The following is a 25,264-nucleotide window of genomic DNA, read 5'->3' as shown; positions in this document are numbered from 1 at the left end:
TTCAAATTTTATCTTGAAATTTAATTAAGACTTGTTAGCCTTAACAGTAATTTTTAATTCAATATCATCGTTGATGAACTTATCACCTAAATTATCAAAGAACGATTTTGAACCGTATTTTACGTCCCATTTAGAACGGTCAATAGTAAATGTTTCACTAGTGATAGTAACAGAATCTCCACTTTCAGTAACCGTTACAGGAATAGTAATATTATTTGTTTTCTCTTTTAACTTTAAGTTTCCAGATAAGTTTCCATTTTCAAAACCAGTTACTTCAAAACCAGCAGAAGGGTATTTTTCTACGTCAAAGAAATCAGCATTTTTTAAATGACCAACTAATTTACCGTTCATTTCTTCCTCAGCAGGAATATCAGTAACAGTAATAGAATTCATGTCAATTAAAAACGTACCACTTTCAATAGCTCCATCTTTTACAGTAACTACACCGCTTTCAACAGCAATAGTTCCGTCATGGCTTCCTGTAGGTTTGTAACCTTTCCAAGTTATAGTTGAAGCAGCAGCATCCACTGAGTATTTAGTGGCTTCTGCAGTAGTTTCAGCTACTGTTTCAGCATCTGTAGTTTCAGCTTCTTTAGCCTTATCTTTACAACCAACAACTGCAAGTCCTAAAAACGCTACAAATAAAATATTTAAAAAATTAGTTTTCATATAAAGTTTAAGTTTTTGTGTTAAAGAACAAATTTAAATATTTAAAAAGACACTTTTGTTAAAAAAGCGTAAAAAAATATTTAGTGACATTTTGACATTTTAATAATAATGGCAGTACTTTTGCCAACTATTATTCGAAGAATAAAGCGCACTTAACAATGAGTAAAAAAGATAAAAGCGAACAAGCTGAAAAAGAACAAATACAAGAAGAAGTAACTACTGATACAGCTCAGGTAGAAGAACTTAGCATAGAAGAAAAACTAAATGAAGATTTAGCAAAAGAAAAAGATAAGTTTATGCGTCTTTTTGCTGAATTTGAAAACTACAAAAAGCGTACTGCCAAAGAGCGTCTAGATTTATTTAAAACTGCAAGTCAGGATGTAATGTTGGCAATGTTGCCTGTTTTAGACGATTTTGAAAGAGCTTTAACGCATATTGAAGAAGATAAGGAAGCAGAAGATTTAAGAAAAGGCGTATTGCTCATCTACCAAAAATTATTAAAAACTCTAGAGCAAAAAGGGTTGAGCGCTATTGTAGTAGAACAAGGAGATATGTTTAATGCAGATGACCATGAAGCTATTACCCAAATTCCTGCTCCAAGCGACGATTTAAAAGGAAAAATTATAGACGTTGTTGAAAAAGGATATAAGCTAGGAGATAAGGTAATACGTTTTCCTAAAGTGGTTATTGGACAATAAAAGATATGGCAAAAAGAGATTATTACGAAGTATTAGGAGTCAGTAAACAGGCTACTGCAGCAGAAATAAAAAAAGCTTACCGTAAAATGGCATTAAAATACCATCCTGATAAAAATCCGGATGATAAAGATGCTGAAGCTAAATTTAAAGAAGCAGCCGAAGCTTATGAGGTTTTAAGTAACGCTGACAAGAAAGCACGTTATGACCAATTTGGTCACCAAGCATTTGAAGGCGCTGGAGGCTTTGGTGGTGGAGGCATGAATATGGATGACATATTCAGTCAGTTTGGTGATATTTTTGGAGGTGCTTTTGGTGGAGGTGGTTTCTCTGGTTTTGGAGGCGGATTTGGTGGAGGCCAAAGACGTGTAAAAGGAAGTAACTTAAGAATTAGAGTGACTTTAACACTAGAAGAGATTGCTAATGGTGTTGAGAAAAAAATCAAAGTAAAGCGTAAAATTCAAGCACCAGGAACAACCTATAAAACTTGTGGTACTTGTAATGGAACAGGTCAGGTTACCAGAATAACCAATACCATTTTAGGTAGAATGCAAACCTCTGCACCATGTCAAACCTGTGGAGGAGCTGGTCAAACTATTGATAAAAAACCTGCTGATGCTGATGCACAAGGTTTAAAAGTTGCAGAAGAAACCGTTTCAGTAAAAATTCCTGCTGGTGTGGTAGATGGTATGCAACTTAAAGTTACAGGAAAAGGTAACGATGCTCCAGGTAATGGTATCTCTGGTGATTTGTTGGTTGCTATACAAGAAGAAGAGCACCCAACCTTAAAACGTGAAGGTGACAATTTGCATTACGATTTATATGTAAGTCTTCCTGATGCGGTTTTAGGAACCTCTACTGAGATTGATACCGTTACTGGTAAAGTAAGAATAAAAATAGAAGCTGGTGTACAATCAGGTAAAATCCTTCGCTTACGCGGAAAAGGAATACCAAGTATTAACGGTTATGGTAAAGGGGATTTGCTAGTTCATGTGAATGTATGGACTCCAAAAACGCTTAATAAACAGCAAAAAGAATTTTTTGAAAACATGAGAGAAGATGAACACTTTGCTCCAAAACCAGAAAGCAGTGACAAGTCATTTTTTGAAAAAGTTAAAGATATGTTTTCTTAAAAAACTCTTAATTTAATAAAAAACACTATATTTGAATATCACTAATTAACTTTAGTGGTAATTTTTCTTTTTCATAGCAATTTTTTCCCATCCTTAATTTTTTAAGGGTGGGTTTTGTTTTTTAGACACAATTGTTGATATTTAAATGCCTATAAAAAGGCTACTTGTGTAACATTTAATATCTTTACGCAACAAATAAATATATTTCACAAAACAACATATATGAGCAATTTATTAGTGGCTAATTCTGTTTCTAAAAGTTTTGGAAACTTTAAAGCACTAAACAATGTTTCCATTTCTGTACCTACAGGAAGTATATTTGGTCTTCTTGGACCTAATGGAGCAGGGAAAACAACACTTATTAGAATTATCAATCAAATTACAATGCCAGATGAAGGTAGCGTAATGTTAGATGGAGATGCATTACAACCTCACCATATTCAGGATATTGGTTATTTACCTGAAGAACGTGGACTATACAAATCCATGAAAGTCGGTGAACAAGCATTATACTTGGCACAACTGAAAGGATTATCAAAATCTGTTGCTAAAGAGCGTCTAAAATACTGGTTTGATAAATTAGATATTGGTGATTGGTGGAATAAAAAAATACAAGAACTCAGTAAAGGACAAGCTCAAAAAATTCAATTTATAGTCACGGTTTTGCATCAACCTAAACTGTTGATTTTTGATGAACCATTTTCAGGCTTTGACCCTATAAATGCCAACTTGATTAAAGACGAGATTTTACAATTGAGAGATGAAGGAGCAACTGTTATCTTCTCAACACATCGAATGGAATCGGTTGAAGAGTTGTGCGACCACATTGCGTTAATACACGAGTCTAATAAAATATTGGATGGTAAATTAACAGATATTAAGCGTCAGTTTAAAACCAATACTTTTGAGGTTGGGCTACAAACAGATAACATTGATGAGGTGACTAAATTAATAAAAGATAAGTTTGAAGTGTTTCCAGCTACGTTTAAAAATCTTAATGATGATTTAAAGCTGAACATTAAACTGAACACAAACGACACCTCTAACGATCTACTATCGTTTTTAACATCTAAAGCAGAAGTTCACCACTTTGTTGAAGTTGTGCCAAGTGCTAATGATATTTTTATTCAAACTGTAAAAAATAATTAAGAATGAATCATTTATCACTTATAATAAAAAGAGAATACCTTACAAAAGTTAAGAATAAATCATTCATAATCATGACAATTTTAAGTCCGTTGATTATGATTGCTCTTATTGCTGTGGTGGCTTATTTGACTCAGCTTAACAATAATAAAGAACGTACTATTGCAATTTTAGACGAGTCAGGACTGGTAAGCGATATTTTTAAAGATACAGAACATACCACTTACAAAGTTTTAACTAATACTACTCTTGAAGCCGCTAAAGAAAACGTAAAAACTAATGAAACTTATGGTTTATTGTACATCACCAAAAGTGCAGATACCACTCAGTTTTATAACAATGTTACGTTTTACTCAGAAGACACACCATCTTTAACTGTAATATCTTCTTTAGAAAACAAACTCGAAAAGAAATTTCAGGATATAAAATTGGAAAGAGATGGAGTAGACTTAGAGAAGATAAAATCTTCAAAAACAAGTGTTGATATTTCGCAGGAAAGCTTTTCAGGAGAAACCACTTCAAAAATTGATAATGTATTAAAATTAGCTTTTGGTGGTATAGCTGGTTACTTACTGTTCATGTTTATCATTATTTATGGAAACATGATTATGAGAAGCGTAATCGAGGAAAAAACCAGTAGAATAATTGAAGTCATCATTTCTTCAGTAAAGCCTATTCAGCTTATGATGGGTAAGATTATTGGAACATCCTTAGCAGGAATTACTCAATTTGTAATTTGGGTGATTTTAGGAGGTTTAATGATGCTTATTGTCTCTACAATTTTCGGAATTGATTTCAGTGAGATGCAATCCTCTCAACAACAGCTAATGCAACAAGCTATGGAAAGTCCTGAGTTTGAATCGCAACTCAAACTTGCTTTTGCAGCATTTCAAAACTTACCAATAGCTAACCTTATACTCGCATTCATCTTTTTCTTTGTTGGAGGCTATTTACTGTACAGTTCTCTATATGCAGCTATTGGAGCAGCAGTAGATAACGAAACAGATACACAACAGTTTATGATGCCTATTTTAATGCCTTTAATTTTGGCAGTATATGTTGGTGTATTCACAGTAATTGAAGATCCACACGGAACCGTTTCAACAGTATTCTCATTTATTCCGTTAACCTCTCCTGTGGTTATGCTTATGCGTATTCCTTTTGGAGTACCAATTTGGCAACAACTGTTGTCATTGGCATTATTAATTGGTACATTTATGTTTACGGTTTGGTTTGCAGCAAAAATTTACAGAGTAGGTATTTTAATGTATGGTAAAAAACCAAGCTACAAAGAGCTTTATAAATGGTTGAAATACTAATTGCATGAAAGATTTTTTAAAAGCTTTAAAAGAATCTTACAAGATTACTGATAATATCTCCATAAGCATCATGGATGTTATTATATTGGTTGTAGTCTTGGTTATTGCAAGTGTAATATTAAGACTTATTCGTAAGCTAATTACCAGAAATCTACCGTATTCTGACAAGCAAAAATTTAAAGTAGTTTTTTCCTACGGAAGATGGTTTATATATGTTGTAATAATGCTAATAACGCTGCATACTTTAGGTGTAAATGTTACTGGTATTTTTGCAGCATCTGCAGCACTTTTAATTGGTATTGGTCTTGCGCTACAAACCCTGTTTCAAGATATTATTTCAGGTGTTTTTATACTTATAGATCAAACAGTACACGTTGGAGACATTATTGAAATAGATGGAAAAGTAGGACGTGTAGAAGAAATTAAATTAAGAACAACTCGAGCAGTAACTATAGATAATAAAGTGTTAATTATTCCTAATCACTTGTACTTAACCAATACTTTATACAATTGGACTCAAAACGGAACTATAACTAGAGATAGTGTGTCAGTTGGTGTTGCTTATGGAAGTGATGTACAGTTGGTTAAAAAGCTGTTGTTACAAGCTGCAAATTCGCATCCTGATACTTTAAGTGAACCAGAAACAGCTGTTGTTTTTACCGATTTTGGCGATAGTTCGCTTAACTTTAAAGTGGTTTTTACGCTTAATGATAGTTTTAAAGGTCAATTTCCTAGAAGCGATATTCGTTTTGAAATTGACCGATTATTTAGAGAGCATAATATATCTATACCATTTCCGCAAAGAGATATTCACATTATATCAAAACCTAAAGAATAAAACATGCCTAAAATATTAATTATAGAAGACGAAGCAGCTATTAGAAGAGTATTGGTTAAAATACTTTCAGAAGAAAATGATACTTATGAGGTTTTTGAAGCTGAAGATGGTCTTGTTGGAATTGAAAAGATTAAAAAAGACGATTTTGACTTAGTACTTTGCGATATAAAAATGCCAAAAATGGATGGTGTTGAGGTTTTAGAAGCTGTTAAAAAGTTAAAACCTGAAACTCCTATGGTTATGATTTCTGGTCATGGAGATCTTGATACTGCTGTAAATACAATGCGACTTGGTGCGTTTGATTATATTTCAAAACCACCAGATCTTAATAGGTTGCTGAATACTGTTCGTATTGCTTTAGATAGAAAAGAACTTGTAGTTGAGAACACTAGACTTAAAAAGAAAGTGAGCAAAAACTACGAGATGATAGGTGAGAGTAAGGCGATTCTTCATATTAAAGAAATGATAGAAAAAGTGTCTGCTACAGACGCTCGTGTACTTATTACTGGACCAAACGGAACAGGAAAAGAGCTCGTAGCGCATTGGTTACATCAAAAAAGTGATCGTTCTAAAGGTCCTTTAATTGAGGTAAACTGTGCTGCAATTCCGTCAGAACTTATCGAGAGTGAATTATTTGGCCATGTAAAAGGTGCGTTTACTAGTGCTGTTAAAGACAGAGCAGGTAAGTTTGAAGCAGCTAATGGAGGTACTATTTTTCTTGATGAAATTGGTGATATGAGTTTGTCTGCTCAAGCTAAAGTTCTTAGAGCATTACAGGAAAATAAAATTCAGCGTGTAGGTAACGATAAAGACATAAAAGTAGATGTAAGAGTTGTTGCTGCAACTAACAAAGACTTGAAAAAGGAAATCGCTGACGGAAAGTTTAGAGAAGATTTGTATCATAGGTTAGCGGTAATATTAATTCAAGTTCCTGCCTTAAATGATAGGAGAGAAGACATTCCGTTATTGGTAGATTTCTTTGCCAATAAAATAGCAACAGAACAAGGTTCAACCAAAAAGGAGTTCTCTGATAAGGCTATAAAACTGTTACAAGAATATGATTGGACAGGTAACATTAGAGAGTTAAGAAACGTAGTAGAACGTTTAATTATTCTTGGAGAAAAAATAGTGAGCGAAAATGACGTGAAGTTGTTTGCTTCAAAATAAAACCTAACCGTATGAAAAAGAACATTGATATTAACGATTTTAAGGTAACTCAAAACATTTCTTTAAAAAATGTAAGTACTACCTATGACCTTGAAGCAGATAAAGATAAGATTGAAGATGAAATGGAAGAGGTGTGCGAAGACCTTGCTGATATTCAAAATGCAATGTATGCGCATGGTAAATATGCTGTTTTAATTTGTATTCAAGGTATGGATACAGCAGGAAAAGACAGTATGATACGCGAGGTTTTTAAGGAGTTAAACGCAAGAGGTGTTGTGGTGCATAGCTTTAAAGTTCCAACCGAATTAGAGCTTAAACACGATTACCTTTGGAGGCATTACATTGCTTTACCTGCTCGTGGAAAGTTTGGAGTTTTTAATCGTACGCATTACGAAAATGTATTGGTAACAAGAGTGCATCCTAATTATATTTTAAATGAAAACTTGCCTGATGTTCATTCGGTAGAGGATGTTAACGAAGCCTTTTGGGATAAACGTTTTGAGCAAATCAATAATTTTGAAAAGCACATTGCTGATAATGGAACCATTATCTTCAAATTCTTTTTACACCTATCAAAAGAAGAACAGAAAAACCGATTACTTCGTAGGTTGGAAAAACAAGAAAAGAACTGGAAATTTTCTCCAGGCGATTTAAAAGAGCGCAAACTTTGGGACAACTACCAAGAGTGCTATGAAGATGCTATTAATAGAACGTCTAAAGCACATGCACCTTGGTACACTATTCCTGCTGATGATAAACCTACAGCACGTTATATTGTAGCCAAAATTTTATACAATACACTGAAGCAGTATGACGATATCAAGGAGCCTGAATTAGATGATGACGTAAAAGAAAACCTTCATATTTACAAACAGCAATTAGAAAATGAATAAGTTTTTAAGTTTTCTTTTAGAGTTTAATGTCATTTAAAACTTATCTTTAGCTTTTTAAAACATTAACCATCTATGAGAAACATTTTATTTCTACTCAGTATTCTTGTATCCATTTCAGTAACTGCACAAGAAGATGCTGATAACATTAAAAAAATATACTCAACATCATTAACCAACGGAAAAAGCTACGAATGGTTAGACCATTTATCCAACCAAATTGGAGGTCGACTTTCAGGTTCTTTAAATGCTGAAAAAGCAGTTGAATATACTAAAGAAGAACTAGAAAAATTAGGTTTAGACAAAGTATGGTTGCAACCAGTTATGGTACCAAGATGGGTAAGAGGCGCGCCTGAGTTTGCATATATTGAAACCTCTCCAGGAAAGACTACCAGTGTAAATATTTGTGCATTAGGAGGCTCGATAGCAACTCCAAGTGGAGGCATAAAAGCTAATGTAGTTGAAGTTAAAAGTTTGGATGAATTAGAGACTCTAGGCAAAGAAAAAATAGAAGGTAAGATCGTATTTTTTAATAGACCAATGCAAGCCGACTTAATCAATACTTTTGAAGCTTATGGAGGTTGTGTAGACCAAAGATATGCTGGAGCAAGAGAAGCAGGAAAGTTTGGAGCTGTTGGTGTAATTGTACGTTCAGTTAATTTAAGGTTAGACGATTATCCGCATACAGGAAGCATGAGTTATGGCGATTTACCTAACTCACAACGTATTCCTTCAGCAGCAATAAGCACTAACGATGCTGAGTTGCTTAGTAATATGCTAGGTTTAAATAAAGATATTAAGTTTTACTTCAGTCAGCATTGTCAACAATTAAAAGATGTGCAGTCTTATAATGTTATTGGAGAAATTACAGGTAGTGAATTTCCTAACGAATATATTATTGTTGGTGGTCATTTAGATTCATGGGATTTAGGTGATGGTTCTCACGATGATGGAGCAGGTTGTGTGCAATCTATGGATGTGTTACGACTGTTAAAAGAAAGTGGTATAAAACCAAAGCGTAGTATTCGTGTGGTGTTGTTTATGAATGAAGAAAACGGACTTAGAGGAGGACGAAAATATGCTGAAGTTGCAAAGGCAAAAGGCGAGAAGCACGTTTTTGCTTTAGAAAGTGATTCGGGTGGATTTACACCTAGAGGATTTACTTTTGATTGCAGTGATGCGGTTTATAATAAAGTTTTAGGTTGGAAAGAACTCTTTAAGCCCTACTTAATTCATTATTTTGAAAAAGGAGGAAGTGGAGCAGACATTGGACCTTTAAAAGATGATAATATTGTATTAGCAGGTTTAAGACCAGATTCTCAACGTTATTTTGATCACCATCATGCAGCTAATGATACTTTTGAGCATGTTAATAAAAGAGAGCTAGAGCTTGGTGCTGCAACAATGACTGCTTTGGTATATTTGTTTGATAAATATGGTACTGAAACAATAACTACAGAACAACAGTTAAAAGATTAATAGGTATGAAAAAAGTATGTTCAGCGTTATCCTTATTTTTTACGCTATCCATTGTGGCTCAAAATAATGATGATAATTTACCTTATTACGAAATCCCTGAATATTCAGATACTTACACAGCAGGAACTGTAGCCGCAAGAATGATAGATGGTTTAGGGTTTAGGTTTTATTGGGCTACAGATGGATTGACAGAAGAGGATTTAAGTTATAAACCTATTGGTGGCTCACGCTCTACAGGAGAAACCGTTGATCATGTTTTAACACTTTCTTATGTGATTTTAAGTGCAGCTTTACATCAACCATATGATAAAAAAGACACCTCACAATTAAGTTTTGAAGAAAAACGTAAACAAACATTAATCAATTTAAAAACAGCTGCTGATATTTTAAGAGCTAGTGATGATGTATCAAAATTTGTCATTGTTTTTGGAGAAAGAGAAAATCCTTTTTGGAATGCTATTAATGGCCCAATTGCCGATGCAATATGGCATTCAGGACAAATAGCATCTTATAGAAGAACTTCAGGAAACCCAATAAATTCTGATATTAATCATTTTACAGGTACTGTGAAAAGTAATTAGTTTACTAAGGCTGTAATTTCACTAGCTATATGTTTTATTTTTTCGCGAGTAATAGGTTTAATAATGTAGTTTGAAACGTTTTGGTACTCATTAGCCTTTTGAATATCGTTAGGATCAATTGAGGAACTAACAATAAAAATGATAATTTTCTTTTTGGTTTTGTGTTTTACAAACTCATCAAGAAACTGCCATCCATCCATAATAGGCATATTCAAATCCAGTAAAATAAGTTCGGGAAGTTCTTCTTCATTATTAGCATCAATTAATGGCGTTAAATGATTTATGGCATCTTCTCCATTAGGAAATACTAAAATGTTTTGACAGATTTTTTCCTTATCGAACATCTTTTTTGTTGTAAAAACAAAAATAGGATCGTCGTCTATTATGTATAGGGTGTTAATTGATTTCATGTTTTAAATGTAGTAAAAATGTTGTACCAATACCTACTTCACTTTCAACTTCTATTTTTCCACCTATAGCTTCTACCTGATTTTTGGTTATAAATAACCCAAGACCTCTAGAATCTTTGTGTTTGTGAAAGGTTTTGTACATCCCAAATAATTTTTTTCTGTGTCTGTTTAAATCGATACCCATTCCATTGTCTTCAATTTTTAAAATAAGATATTGGTTATCGTCAGTAAAACTAGTACTAATATTAATTTTTGGAGCAACATCAGGCTTTTTATACTTTATACTATTACTTATAAAATTTAAAAGAATACTGTCTAAATAAGCAGGTACAGTATCAATGATAAGATGTTTTGGTACATTATTGATTATGCTTCCATCATTTTCTAAGATGTGTGCTTTTAAGCTTTCTTTTGTTTTGTTTATGGCTTCATAAAGATTGGTTGGTGTTAAATCTTCATGCAGTTTTGTGTTTAAAATAGCAACTTGGTTAAGGTTTTCCACAGTTTCACTTAAATTATTAACTGCAGTGTCAACTAGAGGAAAATAGCTATTATCTGTAGCTTCAGGTTCTTCGTGTTTCATCAAGTCTAGTAACATTTCTAAGTTACCAGAATGTGAACGCAAATTATGCGAAACTATGTGAGCAAAGTTTAATAACCTTGAATTTTGGTCTTTAGTGATTTCTAAAAGGGTGTTAACTTTTTTCTCAGATTCTTTTCGTTTAGTAATATCATTTATTTGAGCGACTAGGTGAAGAGGTGTGTCATCTTCATTACTAACTAAAGATACATTAAGACTAGCCCAAATTATACTTCCATTTTTATGAAGATATCTTTTTTCTATCTGAAAATTTGAGATTTCATTACTTAATAATTTTGCAAATTTTTTATCTCCTAAAGTAGTGTCATCTTTGTGAGTTATATCTTTAAAATTAAAAGTTTTAAACTCATCAGTAGTATAACCTAGTATGTTTCTTAAGCTTTGGTTTACCCTAATGAATTTACCCTCTAAACTTACAATAGCCATTCCAATGGAGGCACTGTCAAAAGTTTTTCTAAACTGTTGTTCTCTAAGTGCAACCTTTTTTTGAGTTTTATTTTTCTCAGTAATGTCTTGAAATAGTCCTTGAACTTTTACGCATTTTTCATTCTCTAATACAGGAAAACCAATAGCGCGAACCCATTTTTCTCGACCTTTAGCACTTACAAGTTCTAATTCTACGTCATAAGGTTCTCCTTGCTCAATACATCTATTGAAATAGTAAGTTATTTTATCTCTAGAGTAGCCTTCTTTGTAAAAATCTAGTGCTTTTTCAAGTTCTATATTATAGGATTTTCCAACATCATGAATTTCTCTAGTTATATCACTCCATTGAATTTCATAAGGTTCTAGTAATACTTGCCATGTACCAATTTTTGCAGCTTTCTGAATAAAATCGAGAACTTGCTGAGAGTCGTTTACATTGAATTGCATATATAGCTATTAGTTTTAAGGTATTATTGGGATAATTCAAATATACAATTTGAAATGAAATTTGCAATTATACCGTTACTAATAACTTAATGATTTTGATTACTTAACAATGTTTGAGTATGCTTCTTAAACATTTAATCGGTCTTTTTACGTTTAATAAATCTTATAACAAAGAAAATAGCACTTAGTAAACCTATAAAAACAACTGTAGCTATCATTTCTTTATTAGAAAGATTAGATAAGAAATATATAATAATGCCAATTGATAGAATTGGAACAGTTAGTCCACCAGGAATTTTAAATTCACCAGCCTCAGATTTTTTAGTTTTCCTAAGTTTTATAACTGAAAGTGCTACACCCAAGTAAAGTAAAAGAATAGAGCTAGTAGCAATAATTACAAGTTGTTCAAAACTTCCTGTAGATGCAAATAAAAACACCAAAAAACCATGTACAATAATTGCAATGTATGGTGTAGCAAATTTAGGGTGGATTTTAGCTAGTGGTTTTATAGGAATAACTTTATCTCTAGCTAAAGCATACATTACTCTTGGTGAGTTTAGCAAGTCGCCACTAACCATACCAAACATTGAAACAGCGGCTCCAATGGTAAGTAAAACATAACCAAATGTTCCCATTGATATTTTTGCGGTTTCAGCTAGAGGTGTTGCTTTGTGGTTTACTAAATCAGTTCCAAGAACACCTTGCGACACCGTTTGAATAAGAATATATAATACTACTACAGAGCCTATGCTTAAAAAAATTGAACGAGGTATTGTACGTTTAGGATTCTTAATTTCTCCACCAACAATTAACCCAGTTTCACAACCTAAAAAAGCAAAAAAGAGAATTAATGAGGACTCACCAAGTTGACCTAAGGTAGGTAATGTCTCAATATGCAAATTAGACACTGATATGTTTTTAAACCCTAAAACCACTAAAATAATTAAAGGAATAACTTTTAAAAGTGTGTTGATTTTCACCAAACCAATACCTTGTTTTATACCTCTTACATTAATTGTAACCAGTAATACATATACTATAAGTAACGAAAGAACTCTGTAAGAAGTTAATTCAAACAAAGGATTGAATGTTGCTATAATATTTAATAGCGCATTAGCTACTGCTGCAGATGCAAGTATATTACTACCTGAAGCAAAAATACCTGCAAGAAAACCTGCATAATCACCAAAAGCGGTTTCAATGTATGTGTAAGGACCTCCAGTATTATTTACTTTACTTCCTGCTTCAGCAAAACAGAGTACTATTAATGCAATAAGAATTCCACAAAAGATGTAAGAAAAAATACTTGCTGAACCCATAATGCCAGCAATTACAGCAGGAAGAGCAAAAATTCCAGCTCCAATCATGATGTTCATTATATTGGCAGATAGTCCAAAAACACCAATGGAGCGTTTTAAACCTTCATCTTTTTTTATCATCTTTTAAGTGTTAGTTTTTTACCATAAGTTAATTGTCTCCAAATCCATTCCATTGGGCCAAATTTAAAATAGTTAAGCCATAGTTTGCTAAGAATAACTTGAAGAACAAAAATAGTTAAGGCAATTAGCATCACAATAGTAAAACCATATTTTCCAGTTTGATTGAATCCAAAACCGTAAAAAATAATTATTGAAATAATGGTTTGTGTGAGGTAGCATGTTAATGCCATTTTTCCAACAGGCTTAAACCAGTTTAAAAAACTTACTTTTCTTTTGCATAGTAAAGCAATTCCTGCAGCAAAAGCCATAGCTAATGGTACAGTGCCAAAGGCATAAGTTAGTATATGTAAGATTTCTAGTGACACATTTTTTACGCTAAAAAATTCTATATAACCTCTTATGAAGTTCATTGGTAAACCTAGTAGAATTCCAATAAGTAAGCTCTTCCTTAAAAATGGAATATTGTTTAATAAATTTTCATTTAAAATTTTTCTTCCAGCCCAAATGCCTATTAAGAAAATACCAAAAACTTTAAAAATGCGACCTTCTTCTAAAATCATACCTATCCTAATAAATGCATTTCCTAAACTCATTTTAAAAAAATCAGGAAGGTTTGTGTTGGTTAAAAAAGCTACAATGTTAGGTTGTAAGTGGCCATTCATTTCTATAACTGGCATTCCAAAATGTTGATATATATTTGTACTTAGTTGAAAGTAAGTTCCAGGATAAAATATTCCAGTAAAGTATATAAATGCCCAATTTACAATAGGGGCTAAAATTAAGATTATGGCAGTAACTAAAAGTGTTTTATTTGATTTTTTAATAAACCAAATCAAGAAAAAGCCCAAAAGCGCATAGAGTGTTAAAATATCACCAGGCCATAAAAGAAACAAGTGTATTAATCCAAACACTAAGAGCCAAAACATACGTCTCCTAAAAAAACGAGCAAATGCCTTGTTGTGTGAAGTGACATTGTTAAACTGGATAGTACAACCTATGCCAAAAAGTAATGAGAAAATAGAATAGAATTTTCCATCTACAAGCACATACATTATATAGTTGAAAATTTCATCGGTAGCCCAATTTATTTCTCTTAAGTTGCTATCTGCATTGACAAACCAAAGTCCAGAAAAAAACGGAATATTTGCAGTGAAAATAAACATAATAGCGATGCCTCTTAGAATATCTAAATATTCTATGCGATTATTTTTTACAACAGGGTTAATGGTTTGGTTTTGCATAAGGTTAGTTTTTTAAATTTTTAATTAAGAAGAGAGTATTTTATTAAAAGATTATCATCTTTCCGCCATCGAATCCAACCAGTTCCTAGGGTTTTATAATTATTATCTTGTAATTCAACATACAACCATTCATTTTGAATTTTTATAGGTCGCATAAAGCTATATGGTATAGTTACTGTTTCAGCATGCTCTAAAGGTTTTATATATACTTTATAGGCAGAAGGTTCTCGAAACTCAACACTATGAACACCCAATAAAAACTCTGGCCAATATTGAAGTTTTCCAGCGTATCTGTCTACAAAAGCAGTTTGGTTGATTCTAGTATTTACAACTACTTCAATAAAATCATGTGATATGGATTTTACTTTGAAATACAGCATGTCATAATCCAGTTTCAAATGCTCTGGCATTAACCAAGAAGGAGCAGTTGCTATATCAAAACCTCCATATTCTCGTTGTTTAAATGTTATGCTATCAACAGGTATATGTTCTTGAACAGATTTCCTATGAGTTAAATTTCCATAGAAATAGAGCGTTTTGTGCTCATAAAAGTTAGGAGAGAACATACCTAAACCCATTTCATTTTTAAGTTGTTTTTCAACGTTTGTGCGTGTTAACATCGCCATAGGTTTAGCATCTAAAGTTGGAGTAGTAGGTTGTTCCTTTTTAGGGAGCTCATCTTTTAATTTCTCTTGTTGTCGTTTTTGGTATTTTATTGTGAAATATGTAAATGAGGCAATAACAATGAGCGTTAAAAAAATATTGATTTTAATGATTAGATTTCGTTTAGATTTTATAGCTGTAAGTATTGATAAGAGTAACCCAATAAAGGCTCCAATAACACCATAACCCAATACAATTGCACCACCAGCTAGCATTTGTCCTTTACCAGCTTCGGTAATACCTGCATAAATTAACCCTAAAAAGAAAAAGGCAATTATTGATAAAAAATACATTAATAAGCTATAAGGTTTAACCGCTTGATGTGCCATAATTAATAGGTTATTGTTTTAGTAACAGTTTCGCCTTTTTTCACTTCAATTGTAAATGTTTCGGTTTTTCCTTTATGCACTCCAAGGGTTACAACTTTAACTTTATAAGTTCCTGTGCTTAATAAAAATTCTCTAGGGTTGCTACTGCTAGATGTATAGGTTCTTGAGGCTGCCACATTTTTATTGGCATCTACTTCATGGAAGTTAACAGTAGCATCAATTAATTCGCCACTTGAAGTTTGTACACCAACCATCACTTTTCCAGTGTCAAAATTATGGGTTATTGGAGTTGTGGTGTTCGATTTTACTTCAACATTATCTATCTCAAAGTAGGTGTTGATACCTTTCATTACAAGGCCCTGAAAAGTAACTTTATATTTTCCAGCTGGTACTTCCATGGTTTTAGAACGACCATAAGTTCGAGTATTAGAGGCTACTTTCCCATTTGAGTCAAACATTTTTACCACAGCATCCCAACCTTCGCCATTATTAGTAGCTGTAACTTCTAGTGTGCCTCCATCAAAACTGATTGTTTCGTGTTTTGTTTCCCCTTCTTTGATCTCAACTGTAATTGAAGTTCCAGGAATGTCTAAACCTTCAAGAGGTCTAATGGCAATGTCGTATTTTCCAGGAGGTAAATGTACCCAAGCGGAATCTCGATAAGTTCTTGATCCATCAACAGCTTCATTGGTTCCAGCTTCTGTTGCTTTTACCCATGCATCTACAGGTTCTCCGTTTTTTGTTGCATAAATAGAAAAATTGCCTTCGGGTTTATCTACTGTTGCTGATGTTGCTTCAGTAAGACCTTCTCCTAATGCACTAGCGTTTGAAGCGTCATAATACCTTCCGCCTCCAGCATCAGCAGCACATTTAAGCTGTTCGGTTTCATTTTCTTTTAAACCAAAACCAACAATGTGCAATTTAAAATCAATGCCACTTGCTTTAGCTTGTGCTACAATATCACAGAGATTGCCATCACACGACTCAATTCCATCGGTCACTAAGATTATAGTGGCTTTTACATTGTTTTCTTTTAAAGAGTTTATAGCTAAAGTTGCAGATCGTGCTAATGGTGTTTTCCCTAAGGGATTAATAGTTTTTACAGTTTCAGTGATTTTTGATTTAGAAGTATTGGTTATGTCTGCCATGTACTCAATATCGTCACAGTCACCTTTGGTTCTATGTCCATAAGCAATAAGCCCAACATGTTGGTTTTCGGGTAGGTTGTTTACGGTTGTTGACATTACTTCGGAAGCAATTTCTTTTTTGGTTTTTCCATCAAGTTGTCCCCACATTGAACCACTTGCGTCGTAAATAAATAAAATTGGCGAAGGAGCTTTTTGTTCTTGTGAATAGGTTTGAATAACGAATCCAAACAAAGAGAAAAGAATAACTAAACGTTTCATTTTTAAAAAATTTAATAAGAAGTAGATGAATCTCTTAAAAGTAAAATGGGAACGGGTTAAATTGTTGCGTTTTAAAATAAGCATAAAAGTCTTTTAAATGAGTGCTATTAATCAAAAGACTTGAGGAACAATTGTTTATAAATATAGTGTTTTGTTTGATTAGTTTTAACTTTTGAATAAAATCAATTTATGTTTAATCGCTATAACTAATGTTTATGTTTTTAAAGCTTTTTACTTTTTCTTGATGTTTTTTAAAGTTGGTGAATTTCAAAATTACAATAGTAAGTAATGGGATAAGAGTGATTAGTAAAAATAGAACTTCCCAACTAAAATAAGATTTAAGCATTCCCAATAGAGCAGCACCTGTAGATCTTCCTAAGTTGGAAATAGTCATGTATAAAGTAAATTGACTGGCTGCTACGGTTTTCCAGCAAAGATGCATTGCTGCAGCAAAAATAGCTATGGTTAAAGAAACATATAAACAACCGTAAAGAAACATAAAACCATAAACAACTATTTTACTACTCCATGAATTTACTAAGAAAGAAAAGATAAGTATTGAAATGATTATCAAAATAAGATAGTGGTTAATCATTTTTAATTTTCCATGTTTATCCACCAAATAACCACCAATAAGCATCCCAACAATACCAGAAATAATATTGACTGTTGAGAAAACTTGAGAAAAACTCGTGTTAGTCCAACCTAACTCCTGTACCGTAAAAATCGGAAATAAGGCATCTACCACACCAAACAAATTGCTGACTACAAATACAGCAATTAAAAACAACATACTTGTAGGTTGTTTTACCACTTTAAGTAAGTTATTCAATAGTTGTTTCCAATTTCTACTTTGTTTATTTAGAGATTCTGAAGATATTTTGCCTTTAGTCCATGGTAGTAGTTTTTCACCAGGTCGCTCTTTTATGAAAATAGGAACTAAAATTATTAATGCTACAGTAATAGCTACTGAAGAGATAGCTAATGAAAACCCAATAGTATTAATCAAGAATGTACCAACTAGTAATGATAGGGAAGTACCTATTATCTTCGTTCCCCACATAAGCCCATTAGCCCTTGCTTGTTCTTTGACAGGAACCATATCTATAGCCATACCATCGGTTGCAACATCTTGAAAAGCACCAAAAAAGTTGACGCAGAATCCTGCAACCATAAGTCCTGTTATGTTATTAAGAGGGTCAGGTACAATACCATAAGCCAAAAAACTTAAGATTAACCCTAATTGCCCTAAAATTACCCAAGGTCGTTTTCTGCCCATGCTTAAAAATGTGTAACGATCCATTAGAGGTGCAACCACTATTTTAAAACTCCATGGAATTAAAGCAATACTTATAAAAGTGGCAATTTCAGCTGGAGATTTTCCATTCATAGCTAACCAAGCAGGTATGGCATAAAATGTAATGCCTTCTGGAATGCCCTGCGCCAAATACAATATCGAAAACGAAACATATCTCGTAATGACATTGTTACTTAGGGTTTTATGTGGTTTTATATTTTGTGATTTCATTCTTCAGGTATTAACAGTTAAAAACCCTAGATTAAATGTTGGTAGGATCTATGAATATCACCACATCACAATCTTTGGTAAAATTTTTCAATTCAGATTTTATTGAAGTGTCCAATTCACATACATGAAGGTTTTCAGCATGTTCTAGTTCCATTAAATGATGATAGTTTTCTTTCTTTTTTATGTCTAAAGTTGAAATTTTCACATCAAAATTTTGATTTAAAAATAGGGATACAACATTGTCATCTATGTATCCTGAACCACCTATGATACCTACTATTTTCATGTTGGGTTATTTGGTTTAATGTTCTACTTTTTTTAATCCAAAGATGTTCAAAACTTGTAGAGATGTAATCGCATTCTGTTGGTTGACGACCTGATAAAATACCTGAAGCTATTATTTTATTTTCACTAACAATTTTTAACTCTAGATTAGTGATTTCAATTTGTGTCCATTGGTTGATTAAAACAGCTTCTAGCGTTATAAAGTTTCTGTTATTTAGGTTTTCAGTCTCAGTTCTCAAAAACTCCCAACTCATTAACTGTTCTAGAGTTTGTAAATGAATTGATGTTTGTTTGTTTTCTTGTAACGAGTTGTAATACTGTGTTATGGAGTTTAAGTCTTTATTGTTTATTGTTGATTGAGAAAACCCAAAGTTTGATAGTAACAGTAAAGCTGAGTATAGAATTATTTTACCCATGATTTTTGTGATTTTGTATTATTTAAGGTAGATGCAATGGTTATAAGATCAGCTCTATAAATATTTAACACTAAACTTTAAAGATGTTTTACTTATAACCATTAATTTAGTCATCTCCACCAAAACTAAAATCTACCTTTTTGTGAGTTGGTTATTTAGAAGCTTCAGCTTCTTCTTTCGACAATTCTTTTTTACTAGCTTCAATAGCTTGAAGTTCTAAGATAACCTCTGTTGGATCCCAGTAACCTAATTGTCTTACAATTTTACCATCAGCAAATCTATAGGTAAGATGAACAGGCATTGTAATTTCTTTACCAGTTTCTTTCATTGTACCTTTCCATTCTAGCCAACAGTTTACCCAAGTTTCGCCATCGTCAGTTACTACCATTTCATATTCTGGATCATTGTCGGTAAACCCTCTGCTAGAGTAGTAATTTTCATTAGCTTTATGAAACGACATGGTTTCTTCTACAGTCATAAACTTATCAGAGTTGAAGTAAGTTTTACAAGTGTCAGCATAAAAGCTGGTATCATAATTCTTGGCATTGTATTGCTGTATCGCTTTTTTTACTGTTTCAATTTCAGGCGACTGTTGTGTGTAGCGTTTGCTTTGTTCTTGGCAAGCTGTAAATAAAACGAGTACAATACTTAAAATAAATAGCTTTTTCATTGGTTTAGGTTTTATTGTTTACTGTAGCTTAAATCAGGTCGCATCCAGCCAGATATTTCACTGTAACTTGAAATAAGACTATTTAAATTGTCAAAAAGCGGTCTAGCTTCTTCACCTAAGAGTTTCCAATTGTCTTCAGAAACTTGTTCATAATCCAAAGCGCTTTTAGCTGAAATAACCACAACAAATCTATCTCCAACATGCCCAAAACCGTTTTGGTAAATGCGATAGTGCATTTTGGAATTTTTTTGTGCAAACAAATCTTTAATAGCTTTTATTGCTTCTCTGGTTTTACTTACGTTTTTGGCTGCAACATCCATAAAAATCCATCTTCGGTAGTTTTGCCCTTCTTGAGTTGTACTCATCCCATCTGGCATGTAAGACAGGTTTTCATTTAGTAATGTAATGTAGCTACCGTGTTTGTCGTAGCATTCGTTAAAACGCTCAAAGTAAGAGGTGAATTTTTCTTCACCTACGGTTTTAGCAAAATCTTCCATTGGATCTTCATCTAAATCTGCAAATTTTTCAACAGGAGTAATAGTTAAAAATGTACCATCATCCATTTGTGCAACACTCCAGGATTCTGAAAAATTATGCTTTTCACAAAGCGCTTTAAACTCTTTAGAAACTTCAATATAGTCATTGTGCTTTGAAGGTTTAACTTGGTCTTCATGAACAAGATAAGCTTGTACTTGAGCTACTGTTACTAAAGGCAGTACAAGTAGAGCCAAAAGCAATAGTTTAGATTTCAATGTGTTTGAGGCACTGATTGTCTTTAAAATTTTCATGATTAATAGTGTTTGAATTATTTTTTGTCTAATTGAGGTAACCCTGAAAACAGTTCGTCTGTATGCATTAAAAAGTATTTATCAAACTTTTTGAAAAATGCATCTCTATCATTTTCAGTTTTCCAAGCAGAATTAATTAACTCTCCTTGCTTTACACTTGCAGCTTCAACATCATTCCAGTTGGCATACTCTGTAACGAATACTAAATCTCTAGAATCGCTACCTGAAAGATGTCTCATTGCACGCTCGCTTATGATTTTGTCATTAGGCAGAACAACCTTTTTTTGGAACTCTTCTAATAATGAAGCTAATTCGGCTTGTGAGCCATTTTCTGGAATTGTAATTTTCCAAGTGGTAACTGTAAATACAGTATTGTCTTGAGCACTTGCGTTTGTTGGTGCAAGTATTAATAATAAAGCTAATACTAACGTAGTTTTTAAAATTTTCATGATTAATAGTTTTAATGGTTAATTAATAGTGATTTATTTTTGATTTGGTATCTAAATAACTAATAATCAATGATTGAAAGAAGTGGTTTAGGACGAATGGATATAAATACTGTCCGAAGGGTAGGTTATAGTTTTCTAAGCAGAAAAAATTAAATAGTATGTAGTCTTTTTAGTAATTCTTCTTTTAAAGTTTTACTAACAGGAATCGCTTTTTTAGCAATAACCACATGGTTTGTGGCAACTTCATCTATGTGCGAAATATTAATGATAAATGATCTGTGAATACGTAAAAAATGCATTTCTGGAAGTTTTTCATCTAAATCCTTTAAAGTGATAACCAATAGGTACTCTTTGCTTTTGGAGTGAATCCTACAATAGTTGCGTTCGGCTTCTATGTAAAGAATGTCTTTAATATCCACCTTTACCATTTTTTCATGATGGCGCACAAATATAGAATCGCTTAAAATAAAAGGAGAAGGGTTGTCTTCTACAGTTTTTGTAGTGTTTTGTTTAAGGTCTTGTTTAGCAATTACAAGTTCAATAGCATGCTGAAGGTCTAGTTTTTTAAAAGGTTTTGATATAAACGCATGAGGATTGGTAGCTTTTGCTTTGTTAAAGTGGATGTCATCAGCATTTGCCGTTAGGTAAATGATTGGGATATCAAACTCTTTTTGAATCAGTTTTACGGTTTCTACGCCATCGAGAGCTCCTTTTAAATTAATATCCATTAAAATAATATCAGGAGTGTCTTGTTTTACATTAATAATAGCTTCTTCACCACGAGGAATAACACCAGTAATTTCATAACCCAAAGATGAGAGTTGTAACGAAATATTAGCTCCAATAACCATTTCGTCTTCTACAATTAATATTTTTGATGGTTGCGACATTAGGTTGATGTATTAAGTTTGAATTGAAATAAAACCGCTGTTCCTTTATCAATGATTTCTTGCATTTTTCCATTAAGCTGAAGCGTTAATAATTGAATAAGCTGTGAGCCAAATCCTGTGCCTTTTGCTGGTGCATTTTTTACTTTGCCAATGCCATTGTCTTTGACTTTTAATGTAAGCGTAGTGTCGTTATCTTTTTTAAGACTAATGTTTATAATCCCTTTTGCATCATCAGGAAAAGCATATTTTATTGCATTTGTGAGTAGTTCGTTTACTATAAGGCCAATAGGTACAGCTGTGTCTACGTCTAGTTCTAGATTTTCCATAGCACATTCTATTTTTACTTTATTTTCAGCATTAAAAGAGTCTAAAATACCGTCGCCTAAGTTTATAAAATAGTCTTTCATTTCTATGGCTCCTAAATTTTCGCCTTGATAGAGTTTTTGATGGATAATTCCCATAGATTGTACTCTGTTTTGACTTGCTATCATAGCTTCTTTAGTTTCAGAATCATGTAATTGAGCAGATTGTAAACTGATGAGACTTTTAACCATCTCGAGATTGTTTTTTACACGATGGTGAATTTCTCTGAGTAGTAATTCGTTTTGTTTGTTTTTGGTGTCGAGTTCTTTATTTAAGATTTGAAGTTCTTGATTTCGCTTTTGACGTTTTCGGTAATTGTAAAACAACCCAAAGAGAATAAATGCTAATAAACTAGCAAGTATAATGTAGAGTATTTGTGTGCGCTTTTGTTGCGCGATTTTTTCGTCTTGAAAATAGATAGTCGCATTTTTTTGACCAGTTTCATATTTTGCTTGAGCTTCAGATTCTAACCCAAAAATGACATTGTCTTTAAATTCTTCTAAAGTTTGAGCATATAAATGATGGTAATGCAATGCGGATTCGTAGTTGCCTAATGACTCGTAAATGTTAGATACATGCATATAGTTTTCCCAAAGATTTCTAACTCTACCTGTTTTTTTTATAAGCTCAATGGCTTTGAGATTATAGGGTAATGCTTCTTGATATCTACCTTGCATATAATATACATGACCAGTATTTGCAAGTGATGGGATGAGATAACGCTCTAAACCTAGCTTGGTTGAATTGTCATAATTAGCTTGATAATCTGCAATGGCTTCATCGTAGCGTTCCATGTATTTGTAAATATTTCCTCGCCAATTTACGGAAGCCATCATAGGAATTCCGTATTCGTTCAATTCCTTGTATAAGTCAATTGAAGTGTTAATGCTTTCAAGTGCTTCTTCTAGGTTTGAAGTAGAAAATAATTGATCAAAAGCCTTAAAACGATAGGTTTCAGCTAGTTCAACTTTTGCATCGTCAAGCTGTTCTAATATAGCAATGGCTTTGTCACACCATTCAACTCCTTCAGCATAACTACGTTCGTAATATTTTAGGTCGCAAATAGCTGCATAGCATTGAGCAATCCCTTTTTTATTGTTTGTTTTCTCATATAACTCCAGAGCTTCATAGGTTTTTTTTGTTGCCTGAGCATAATCAGCTTTTACCATTAAAAGTTCTTTGTGTTTTAGATATACATTGGCTAAAGCATTATTGTTTTCTTGTTGAGTATAGATGTCTTTAGCTTTTTCAAGATAAATAAAAGCTGAATCTAGTTTAGAATAGTCTTTATGATAGGTGATTAAAAAGCTGTATGATTTGGCAAGCGCATCAGAATTTTTGGTAGTATTTGATAGTGCAATGGCTTTATGCGCATTTTTTGAAATATGCGTAGAATCTTTTGAATTATGGATGTGATTATCTAACCAATTGAGCAGCGAATCTAATTTTTGAGAATTAGAATGTTGTGCAGAACAGGTGATTGCAAATAGTAATGCAAAAAAAATGGTTAGTTGTTTCATAAGCCTTAAATAAGCTATTAATTAAGACTTTAGGGTAAGCTAAAGGTAATAAAAAAAGAAATATAAAGCTTTTATTTGAAAATCTTAGTTTCAATAGGTTTTGTAGATGAAAATGCTTTTAGACTAATTTTATACACTTTTTTTGAAGGTACTTTTGAAAATTCATCTACATGATAGCCTCCAAAAATATAAAGTGCATTTTTGTAATAATGCATTTCAGATTCCTTTAAATGTAAATCTATTTTAAACTGTTTTAGAGTCTTTGCGGTAGTGTTGTAAGTAAATATATTGTCGTCGTCAAAAATATAAATTGTGTCGTTGGAATTACAGAGAGAAGGTCTTTCAATACCAAAAAATAAATCAGCTTCATGAGTCCATTCTCCAAAGGTTAAGTTATAAGATTCAATTTCTTTTAATGCTTTACCATTGAATCCGCCAATTAAGTAAATTGTGTTTCCAATGATGATGCCTTGTGTTTCTTTAGGCTTTGTGAGGTTTTTCAATTCATACCAAAGACCAGAATCTAAGTTGTATATATGAGATTCATTAGTAAAAATTTTGTCTCCATTTTTTTTAAGTTTAGTTGAGCCTCCCATTATTACTATATTTCTGTCATAGGCAATTGCAGTAAAATTTATTGCTTGATGCGGAAAAGTTTCATCTTCAATAATTTTTCTGGTGTTTAAATCAATAACCTCAATTGTGTTTTTTAGGTATTCACGCTTTCTATTTATTGAAAGACTTTTTCCTCCTAAAACATATATGGAATCATTAACTGAAACTATTTTATGATATGCTCTTTCTTGGAGTTGTGAAGGTAGAGTAGTCAATGTTTCGTTATCAAGATTATAAACTTGAATGTTATCAGTGTATTTTTCCCAAGTATAATTACTTCTCAATGCCTTTAAAAAATCACTAAGGCTAGCTTCAGGTATTTCACTTACCTGTTTAAATACTCTTTTGTTTATATCTTCAATATGTGATACATCACCACCAACTATATATACATTGTTATTGATAATTATAGAGCTAGAAGCATAAACACCTTTACTTAAAGGTTCAATCTTTTCATAAGATATTTTAGGTTTTAATTTTATGTTTGAAGTGACTGTAACTTTATCCAGAGCTTCTATTTTGCTCTTTAAAAGTATGGTGCTTTGGTTTTTATGAAAATCTTCAACACTCACTTTTATTGTAGAATAACCAATCGCTGAAAAGGTGATGCTGTCTTTGTTTGAAGGTTTGGCTTTGAGTTTTAACCTAAACTTTCCTGAAGAATTAGTTGCAGTTCCTGTTTTTCTATCTTTAAAAATAACACTAACACTTTCTAATGGAGTTTTTGTGTCAAAATCTAAAACTACACCTTCAATGGTTTGACCATGTACTGAAAGAGATAACAAAAACAGTATTAGAGCAATTTTTTGCAAATTATAGTATAGTTTGCAATAAAATTAAAAAATATAGATTTTAAATGCA

General features: G+C 32.5%; 25 protein-coding genes. 9 read left to right on the top strand and 16 right to left on the bottom strand.

The window, feature by feature from the left end:
- Positions 1 to 24: 24 nt before the first annotated feature.
- Positions 25 to 669 carry a YceI family protein gene (locus tag DMZ43_RS09700; RefSeq protein WP_129761608.1) on the bottom strand — a complete coding sequence of 215 codons (645 nt, stop codon included), beginning with the start codon at positions 667 to 669 and terminating at the stop codon, positions 25 to 27.
- Between the two features lie 158 nt (positions 670 to 827).
- Here DMZ43_RS09700 and DMZ43_RS09695 point away from each other — a divergent pair, with 158 nt between their 5' ends.
- The 9 genes from DMZ43_RS09695 to DMZ43_RS09655 all read left to right on the top strand — a co-directional run bounded on the left by DMZ43_RS09695 (position 828) and on the right by DMZ43_RS09655 (position 9,917).
- Positions 828 to 1,367 (top strand): nucleotide exchange factor GrpE, encoded by a 540-nt coding sequence (locus tag DMZ43_RS09695; protein ID WP_131507814.1) that lies wholly within the window; start codon positions 828 to 830, stop codon positions 1,365 to 1,367.
- Positions 1,368 to 1,372: 5 nt separating this feature from the next.
- Entirely contained in the window at positions 1,373 to 2,497 is a 1,125-nt protein-coding gene (gene dnaJ / locus DMZ43_RS09690; RefSeq protein ID WP_129761610.1) for a molecular chaperone DnaJ, read from the top strand.
- A 222-nt stretch (positions 2,498 to 2,719) separates the two neighbouring features.
- On the top strand, positions 2,720 to 3,646 hold the full coding sequence (locus tag DMZ43_RS09685) for an ABC transporter ATP-binding protein (protein WP_131507812.1): 927 nt from the start codon (positions 2,720 to 2,722) through the stop codon (positions 3,644 to 3,646).
- A gap of 2 nt (positions 3,647 to 3,648) precedes the next feature.
- The gene (locus DMZ43_RS09680; RefSeq protein WP_131507810.1) at positions 3,649 to 4,962 is read left to right on the top strand and encodes an ABC transporter permease; all 1,314 of its coding nucleotides are present in this window, start codon (positions 3,649 to 3,651) and stop codon (positions 4,960 to 4,962) included.
- A gap of 4 nt (positions 4,963 to 4,966) precedes the next feature.
- Positions 4,967 to 5,800, top strand: coding sequence for a mechanosensitive ion channel family protein (locus DMZ43_RS09675; protein ID WP_131507808.1), 834 nt, complete (start codon positions 4,967 to 4,969; stop codon positions 5,798 to 5,800).
- A 3-nt stretch (positions 5,801 to 5,803) separates the two neighbouring features.
- Positions 5,804 to 6,967 carry a sigma-54 dependent transcriptional regulator gene (locus DMZ43_RS09670; RefSeq protein WP_129761614.1) on the top strand — a complete coding sequence of 388 codons (1,164 nt, stop codon included), beginning with the start codon at positions 5,804 to 5,806 and terminating at the stop codon, positions 6,965 to 6,967.
- An 11-nt stretch (positions 6,968 to 6,978) separates the two neighbouring features.
- Entirely contained in the window at positions 6,979 to 7,860 is an 882-nt protein-coding gene (locus DMZ43_RS09665) for a PPK2 family polyphosphate kinase (RefSeq protein WP_131507806.1), read from the top strand.
- A gap of 72 nt (positions 7,861 to 7,932) precedes the next feature.
- Entirely contained in the window at positions 7,933 to 9,336 is a 1,404-nt protein-coding gene (locus DMZ43_RS09660) for a M20/M25/M40 family metallo-hydrolase (RefSeq protein ID WP_131507804.1), read from the top strand.
- A gap of 5 nt (positions 9,337 to 9,341) precedes the next feature.
- Positions 9,342 to 9,917 (top strand): DinB family protein, encoded by a 576-nt coding sequence (locus DMZ43_RS09655; RefSeq protein WP_131507802.1) that lies wholly within the window; start codon positions 9,342 to 9,344, stop codon positions 9,915 to 9,917.
- Here the strand turns inward: DMZ43_RS09655 and DMZ43_RS09650 are convergent.
- From DMZ43_RS09650 to DMZ43_RS09580, 15 genes are all read right to left on the bottom strand, one after another.
- A complete protein-coding gene (locus DMZ43_RS09650) occupies positions 9,914 to 10,327 on the bottom strand; it encodes a response regulator (RefSeq protein ID WP_131507800.1) in 414 nt (137 codons plus the stop codon). The genes DMZ43_RS09655 and DMZ43_RS09650 overlap by 4 nt on opposite strands.
- Complete coding sequence (locus DMZ43_RS09645; RefSeq protein WP_131507798.1) at positions 10,314 to 11,801, bottom strand: PAS domain-containing sensor histidine kinase; 1,488 nt, start codon at positions 11,799 to 11,801, stop codon at positions 10,314 to 10,316. The genes DMZ43_RS09650 and DMZ43_RS09645 overlap by 14 nt, the downstream gene beginning before the upstream one ends.
- A gap of 134 nt (positions 11,802 to 11,935) precedes the next feature.
- Positions 11,936 to 13,240 (bottom strand): APC family permease, encoded by a 1,305-nt coding sequence (locus DMZ43_RS09640; RefSeq protein ID WP_131507796.1) that lies wholly within the window; start codon positions 13,238 to 13,240, stop codon positions 11,936 to 11,938.
- A complete protein-coding gene (locus DMZ43_RS09635; RefSeq protein ID WP_131507794.1) occupies positions 13,237 to 14,481 on the bottom strand; it encodes a DUF418 domain-containing protein in 1,245 nt (414 codons plus the stop codon). The genes DMZ43_RS09640 and DMZ43_RS09635 overlap by 4 nt, the downstream gene beginning before the upstream one ends.
- Before the next feature lie 20 nt (positions 14,482 to 14,501).
- Positions 14,502 to 15,473: a hypothetical protein gene (locus DMZ43_RS09630; protein ID WP_131507792.1), complete on the bottom strand. Its 972-nt coding sequence runs from the start codon at positions 15,471 to 15,473 to the stop codon at positions 14,502 to 14,504.
- A gap of 2 nt (positions 15,474 to 15,475) precedes the next feature.
- A complete protein-coding gene (locus tag DMZ43_RS09625; RefSeq protein WP_161566748.1) occupies positions 15,476 to 16,879 on the bottom strand; it encodes a VWA domain-containing protein in 1,404 nt (467 codons plus the stop codon).
- 193 nt (positions 16,880 to 17,072) lie between these two features.
- A complete protein-coding gene (locus tag DMZ43_RS09620) occupies positions 17,073 to 18,407 on the bottom strand; it encodes an MFS transporter (RefSeq protein ID WP_131507788.1) in 1,335 nt (444 codons plus the stop codon).
- A 31-nt stretch (positions 18,408 to 18,438) separates the two neighbouring features.
- The gene (locus DMZ43_RS09615; RefSeq protein ID WP_131507786.1) at positions 18,439 to 18,693 is read right to left on the bottom strand and encodes a hypothetical protein; all 255 of its coding nucleotides are present in this window, start codon (positions 18,691 to 18,693) and stop codon (positions 18,439 to 18,441) included.
- Positions 18,650 to 19,108, bottom strand: a complete 459-nt coding sequence (locus DMZ43_RS09610; RefSeq protein ID WP_131507784.1) for a hypothetical protein — start codon at positions 19,106 to 19,108, stop codon at positions 18,650 to 18,652. Before DMZ43_RS09610 ends, DMZ43_RS09615 begins: the two co-directional genes overlap by 44 nt.
- A gap of 151 nt (positions 19,109 to 19,259) precedes the next feature.
- On the bottom strand, positions 19,260 to 19,778 hold the full coding sequence (locus tag DMZ43_RS09605) for a nuclear transport factor 2 family protein (RefSeq protein WP_131507782.1): 519 nt from the start codon (positions 19,776 to 19,778) through the stop codon (positions 19,260 to 19,262).
- A gap of 11 nt (positions 19,779 to 19,789) precedes the next feature.
- Complete coding sequence (locus DMZ43_RS09600) at positions 19,790 to 20,566, bottom strand: hypothetical protein (RefSeq protein ID WP_131507780.1); 777 nt, start codon at positions 20,564 to 20,566, stop codon at positions 19,790 to 19,792.
- 17 nt (positions 20,567 to 20,583) lie between these two features.
- Positions 20,584 to 21,015: a hypothetical protein gene (locus DMZ43_RS09595; RefSeq protein ID WP_131507778.1), complete on the bottom strand. Its 432-nt coding sequence runs from the start codon at positions 21,013 to 21,015 to the stop codon at positions 20,584 to 20,586.
- A 149-nt stretch (positions 21,016 to 21,164) separates the two neighbouring features.
- On the bottom strand, positions 21,165 to 21,905 hold the full coding sequence (locus DMZ43_RS09590; RefSeq protein ID WP_131507776.1) for a LytTR family DNA-binding domain-containing protein: 741 nt from the start codon (positions 21,903 to 21,905) through the stop codon (positions 21,165 to 21,167).
- Positions 21,905 to 23,788 carry a sensor histidine kinase gene (locus DMZ43_RS09585; protein WP_131507774.1) on the bottom strand — a complete coding sequence of 628 codons (1,884 nt, stop codon included), beginning with the start codon at positions 23,786 to 23,788 and terminating at the stop codon, positions 21,905 to 21,907. Before DMZ43_RS09585 ends, DMZ43_RS09590 begins: the two co-directional genes overlap by 1 nt.
- 71 nt (positions 23,789 to 23,859) lie before the next feature.
- The gene (locus tag DMZ43_RS09580; RefSeq protein ID WP_131507772.1) at positions 23,860 to 25,215 is read right to left on the bottom strand and encodes a carboxypeptidase-like regulatory domain-containing protein; all 1,356 of its coding nucleotides are present in this window, start codon (positions 25,213 to 25,215) and stop codon (positions 23,860 to 23,862) included.
- Positions 25,216 to 25,264: the final 49 nt, after the last annotated feature.

This window comes from Meridianimaribacter sp. CL38 (assembly GCF_004328055.1).
In the GTDB taxonomy this organism is placed as follows: Bacteria; Bacteroidota; Bacteroidia; order Flavobacteriales; family Flavobacteriaceae; genus Gaetbulibacter_B; species Gaetbulibacter_B jejuensis.
This window is presented reverse-complemented; position numbering and strand designations above follow the sequence as displayed.

Excerpts from the sequence above, each read along its gene's own strand:
- DMZ43_RS09675 (WP_131507808.1), top strand. The coding sequence starts at position 4,967 with ATGAAAGATTTTTTAAAAGCTTTAAAAGAATCTTACAAGATTACTGAT.
- DMZ43_RS09655 (WP_131507802.1), top strand. The coding sequence starts at position 9,342 with ATGAAAAAAGTATGTTCAGCGTTATCCTTATTTTTTACGCTATCCATT.
- DMZ43_RS09615 (WP_131507786.1), bottom strand. The coding sequence starts at position 18,693 with ATGAAAATAGTAGGTATCATAGGTGGTTCAGGATACATAGATGACAAT.
- DMZ43_RS09700 (WP_129761608.1), bottom strand. The coding sequence starts at position 669 with ATGAAAACTAATTTTTTAAATATTTTATTTGTAGCGTTTTTAGGACTT.
- DMZ43_RS09650 (WP_131507800.1), bottom strand. The coding sequence starts at position 10,327 with ATGAAATCAATTAACACCCTATACATAATAGACGACGATCCTATTTTT.
- DMZ43_RS09585 (WP_131507774.1), bottom strand. The coding sequence starts at position 23,788 with ATGAAACAACTAACCATTTTTTTTGCATTACTATTTGCAATCACCTGT.
- DMZ43_RS09660 (WP_131507804.1), top strand. The coding sequence starts at position 7,933 with ATGAGAAACATTTTATTTCTACTCAGTATTCTTGTATCCATTTCAGTA.
- DMZ43_RS09685 (WP_131507812.1), top strand. The coding sequence starts at position 2,720 with ATGAGCAATTTATTAGTGGCTAATTCTGTTTCTAAAAGTTTTGGAAAC.
- DMZ43_RS09665 (WP_131507806.1), top strand. The coding sequence starts at position 6,979 with ATGAAAAAGAACATTGATATTAACGATTTTAAGGTAACTCAAAACATT.
- DMZ43_RS09625 (WP_161566748.1), bottom strand. The coding sequence starts at position 16,879 with ATGAAACGTTTAGTTATTCTTTTCTCTTTGTTTGGATTCGTTATTCAA.
- DMZ43_RS09640 (WP_131507796.1), bottom strand. The coding sequence starts at position 13,240 with ATGATAAAAAAAGATGAAGGTTTAAAACGCTCCATTGGTGTTTTTGGA.
- DMZ43_RS09695 (WP_131507814.1), top strand. The coding sequence starts at position 828 with ATGAGTAAAAAAGATAAAAGCGAACAAGCTGAAAAAGAACAAATACAA.
- DMZ43_RS09635 (WP_131507794.1), bottom strand. The coding sequence starts at position 14,481 with ATGCAAAACCAAACCATTAACCCTGTTGTAAAAAATAATCGCATAGAA.
- DMZ43_RS09610 (WP_131507784.1), bottom strand. The coding sequence starts at position 19,108 with ATGGGTAAAATAATTCTATACTCAGCTTTACTGTTACTATCAAACTTT.
- DMZ43_RS09645 (WP_131507798.1), bottom strand. The coding sequence starts at position 11,801 with ATGCAATTCAATGTAAACGACTCTCAGCAAGTTCTCGATTTTATTCAG.
- DMZ43_RS09600 (WP_131507780.1), bottom strand. The coding sequence starts at position 20,566 with ATGAAAATTTTAAAGACAATCAGTGCCTCAAACACATTGAAATCTAAA.
- DMZ43_RS09670 (WP_129761614.1), top strand. The coding sequence starts at position 5,804 with ATGCCTAAAATATTAATTATAGAAGACGAAGCAGCTATTAGAAGAGTA.
- dnaJ (WP_129761610.1), top strand. The coding sequence starts at position 1,373 with ATGGCAAAAAGAGATTATTACGAAGTATTAGGAGTCAGTAAACAGGCT.
- DMZ43_RS09590 (WP_131507776.1), bottom strand. The coding sequence starts at position 21,905 with ATGTCGCAACCATCAAAAATATTAATTGTAGAAGACGAAATGGTTATT.
- DMZ43_RS09595 (WP_131507778.1), bottom strand. The coding sequence starts at position 21,015 with ATGAAAATTTTAAAAACTACGTTAGTATTAGCTTTATTATTAATACTT.
- DMZ43_RS09620 (WP_131507788.1), bottom strand. The coding sequence starts at position 18,407 with ATGAAATCACAAAATATAAAACCACATAAAACCCTAAGTAACAATGTC.
- DMZ43_RS09605 (WP_131507782.1), bottom strand. The coding sequence starts at position 19,778 with ATGAAAAAGCTATTTATTTTAAGTATTGTACTCGTTTTATTTACAGCT.
- DMZ43_RS09630 (WP_131507792.1), bottom strand. The coding sequence starts at position 15,473 with ATGGCACATCAAGCGGTTAAACCTTATAGCTTATTAATGTATTTTTTA.
- DMZ43_RS09680 (WP_131507810.1), top strand. The coding sequence starts at position 3,649 with ATGAATCATTTATCACTTATAATAAAAAGAGAATACCTTACAAAAGTT.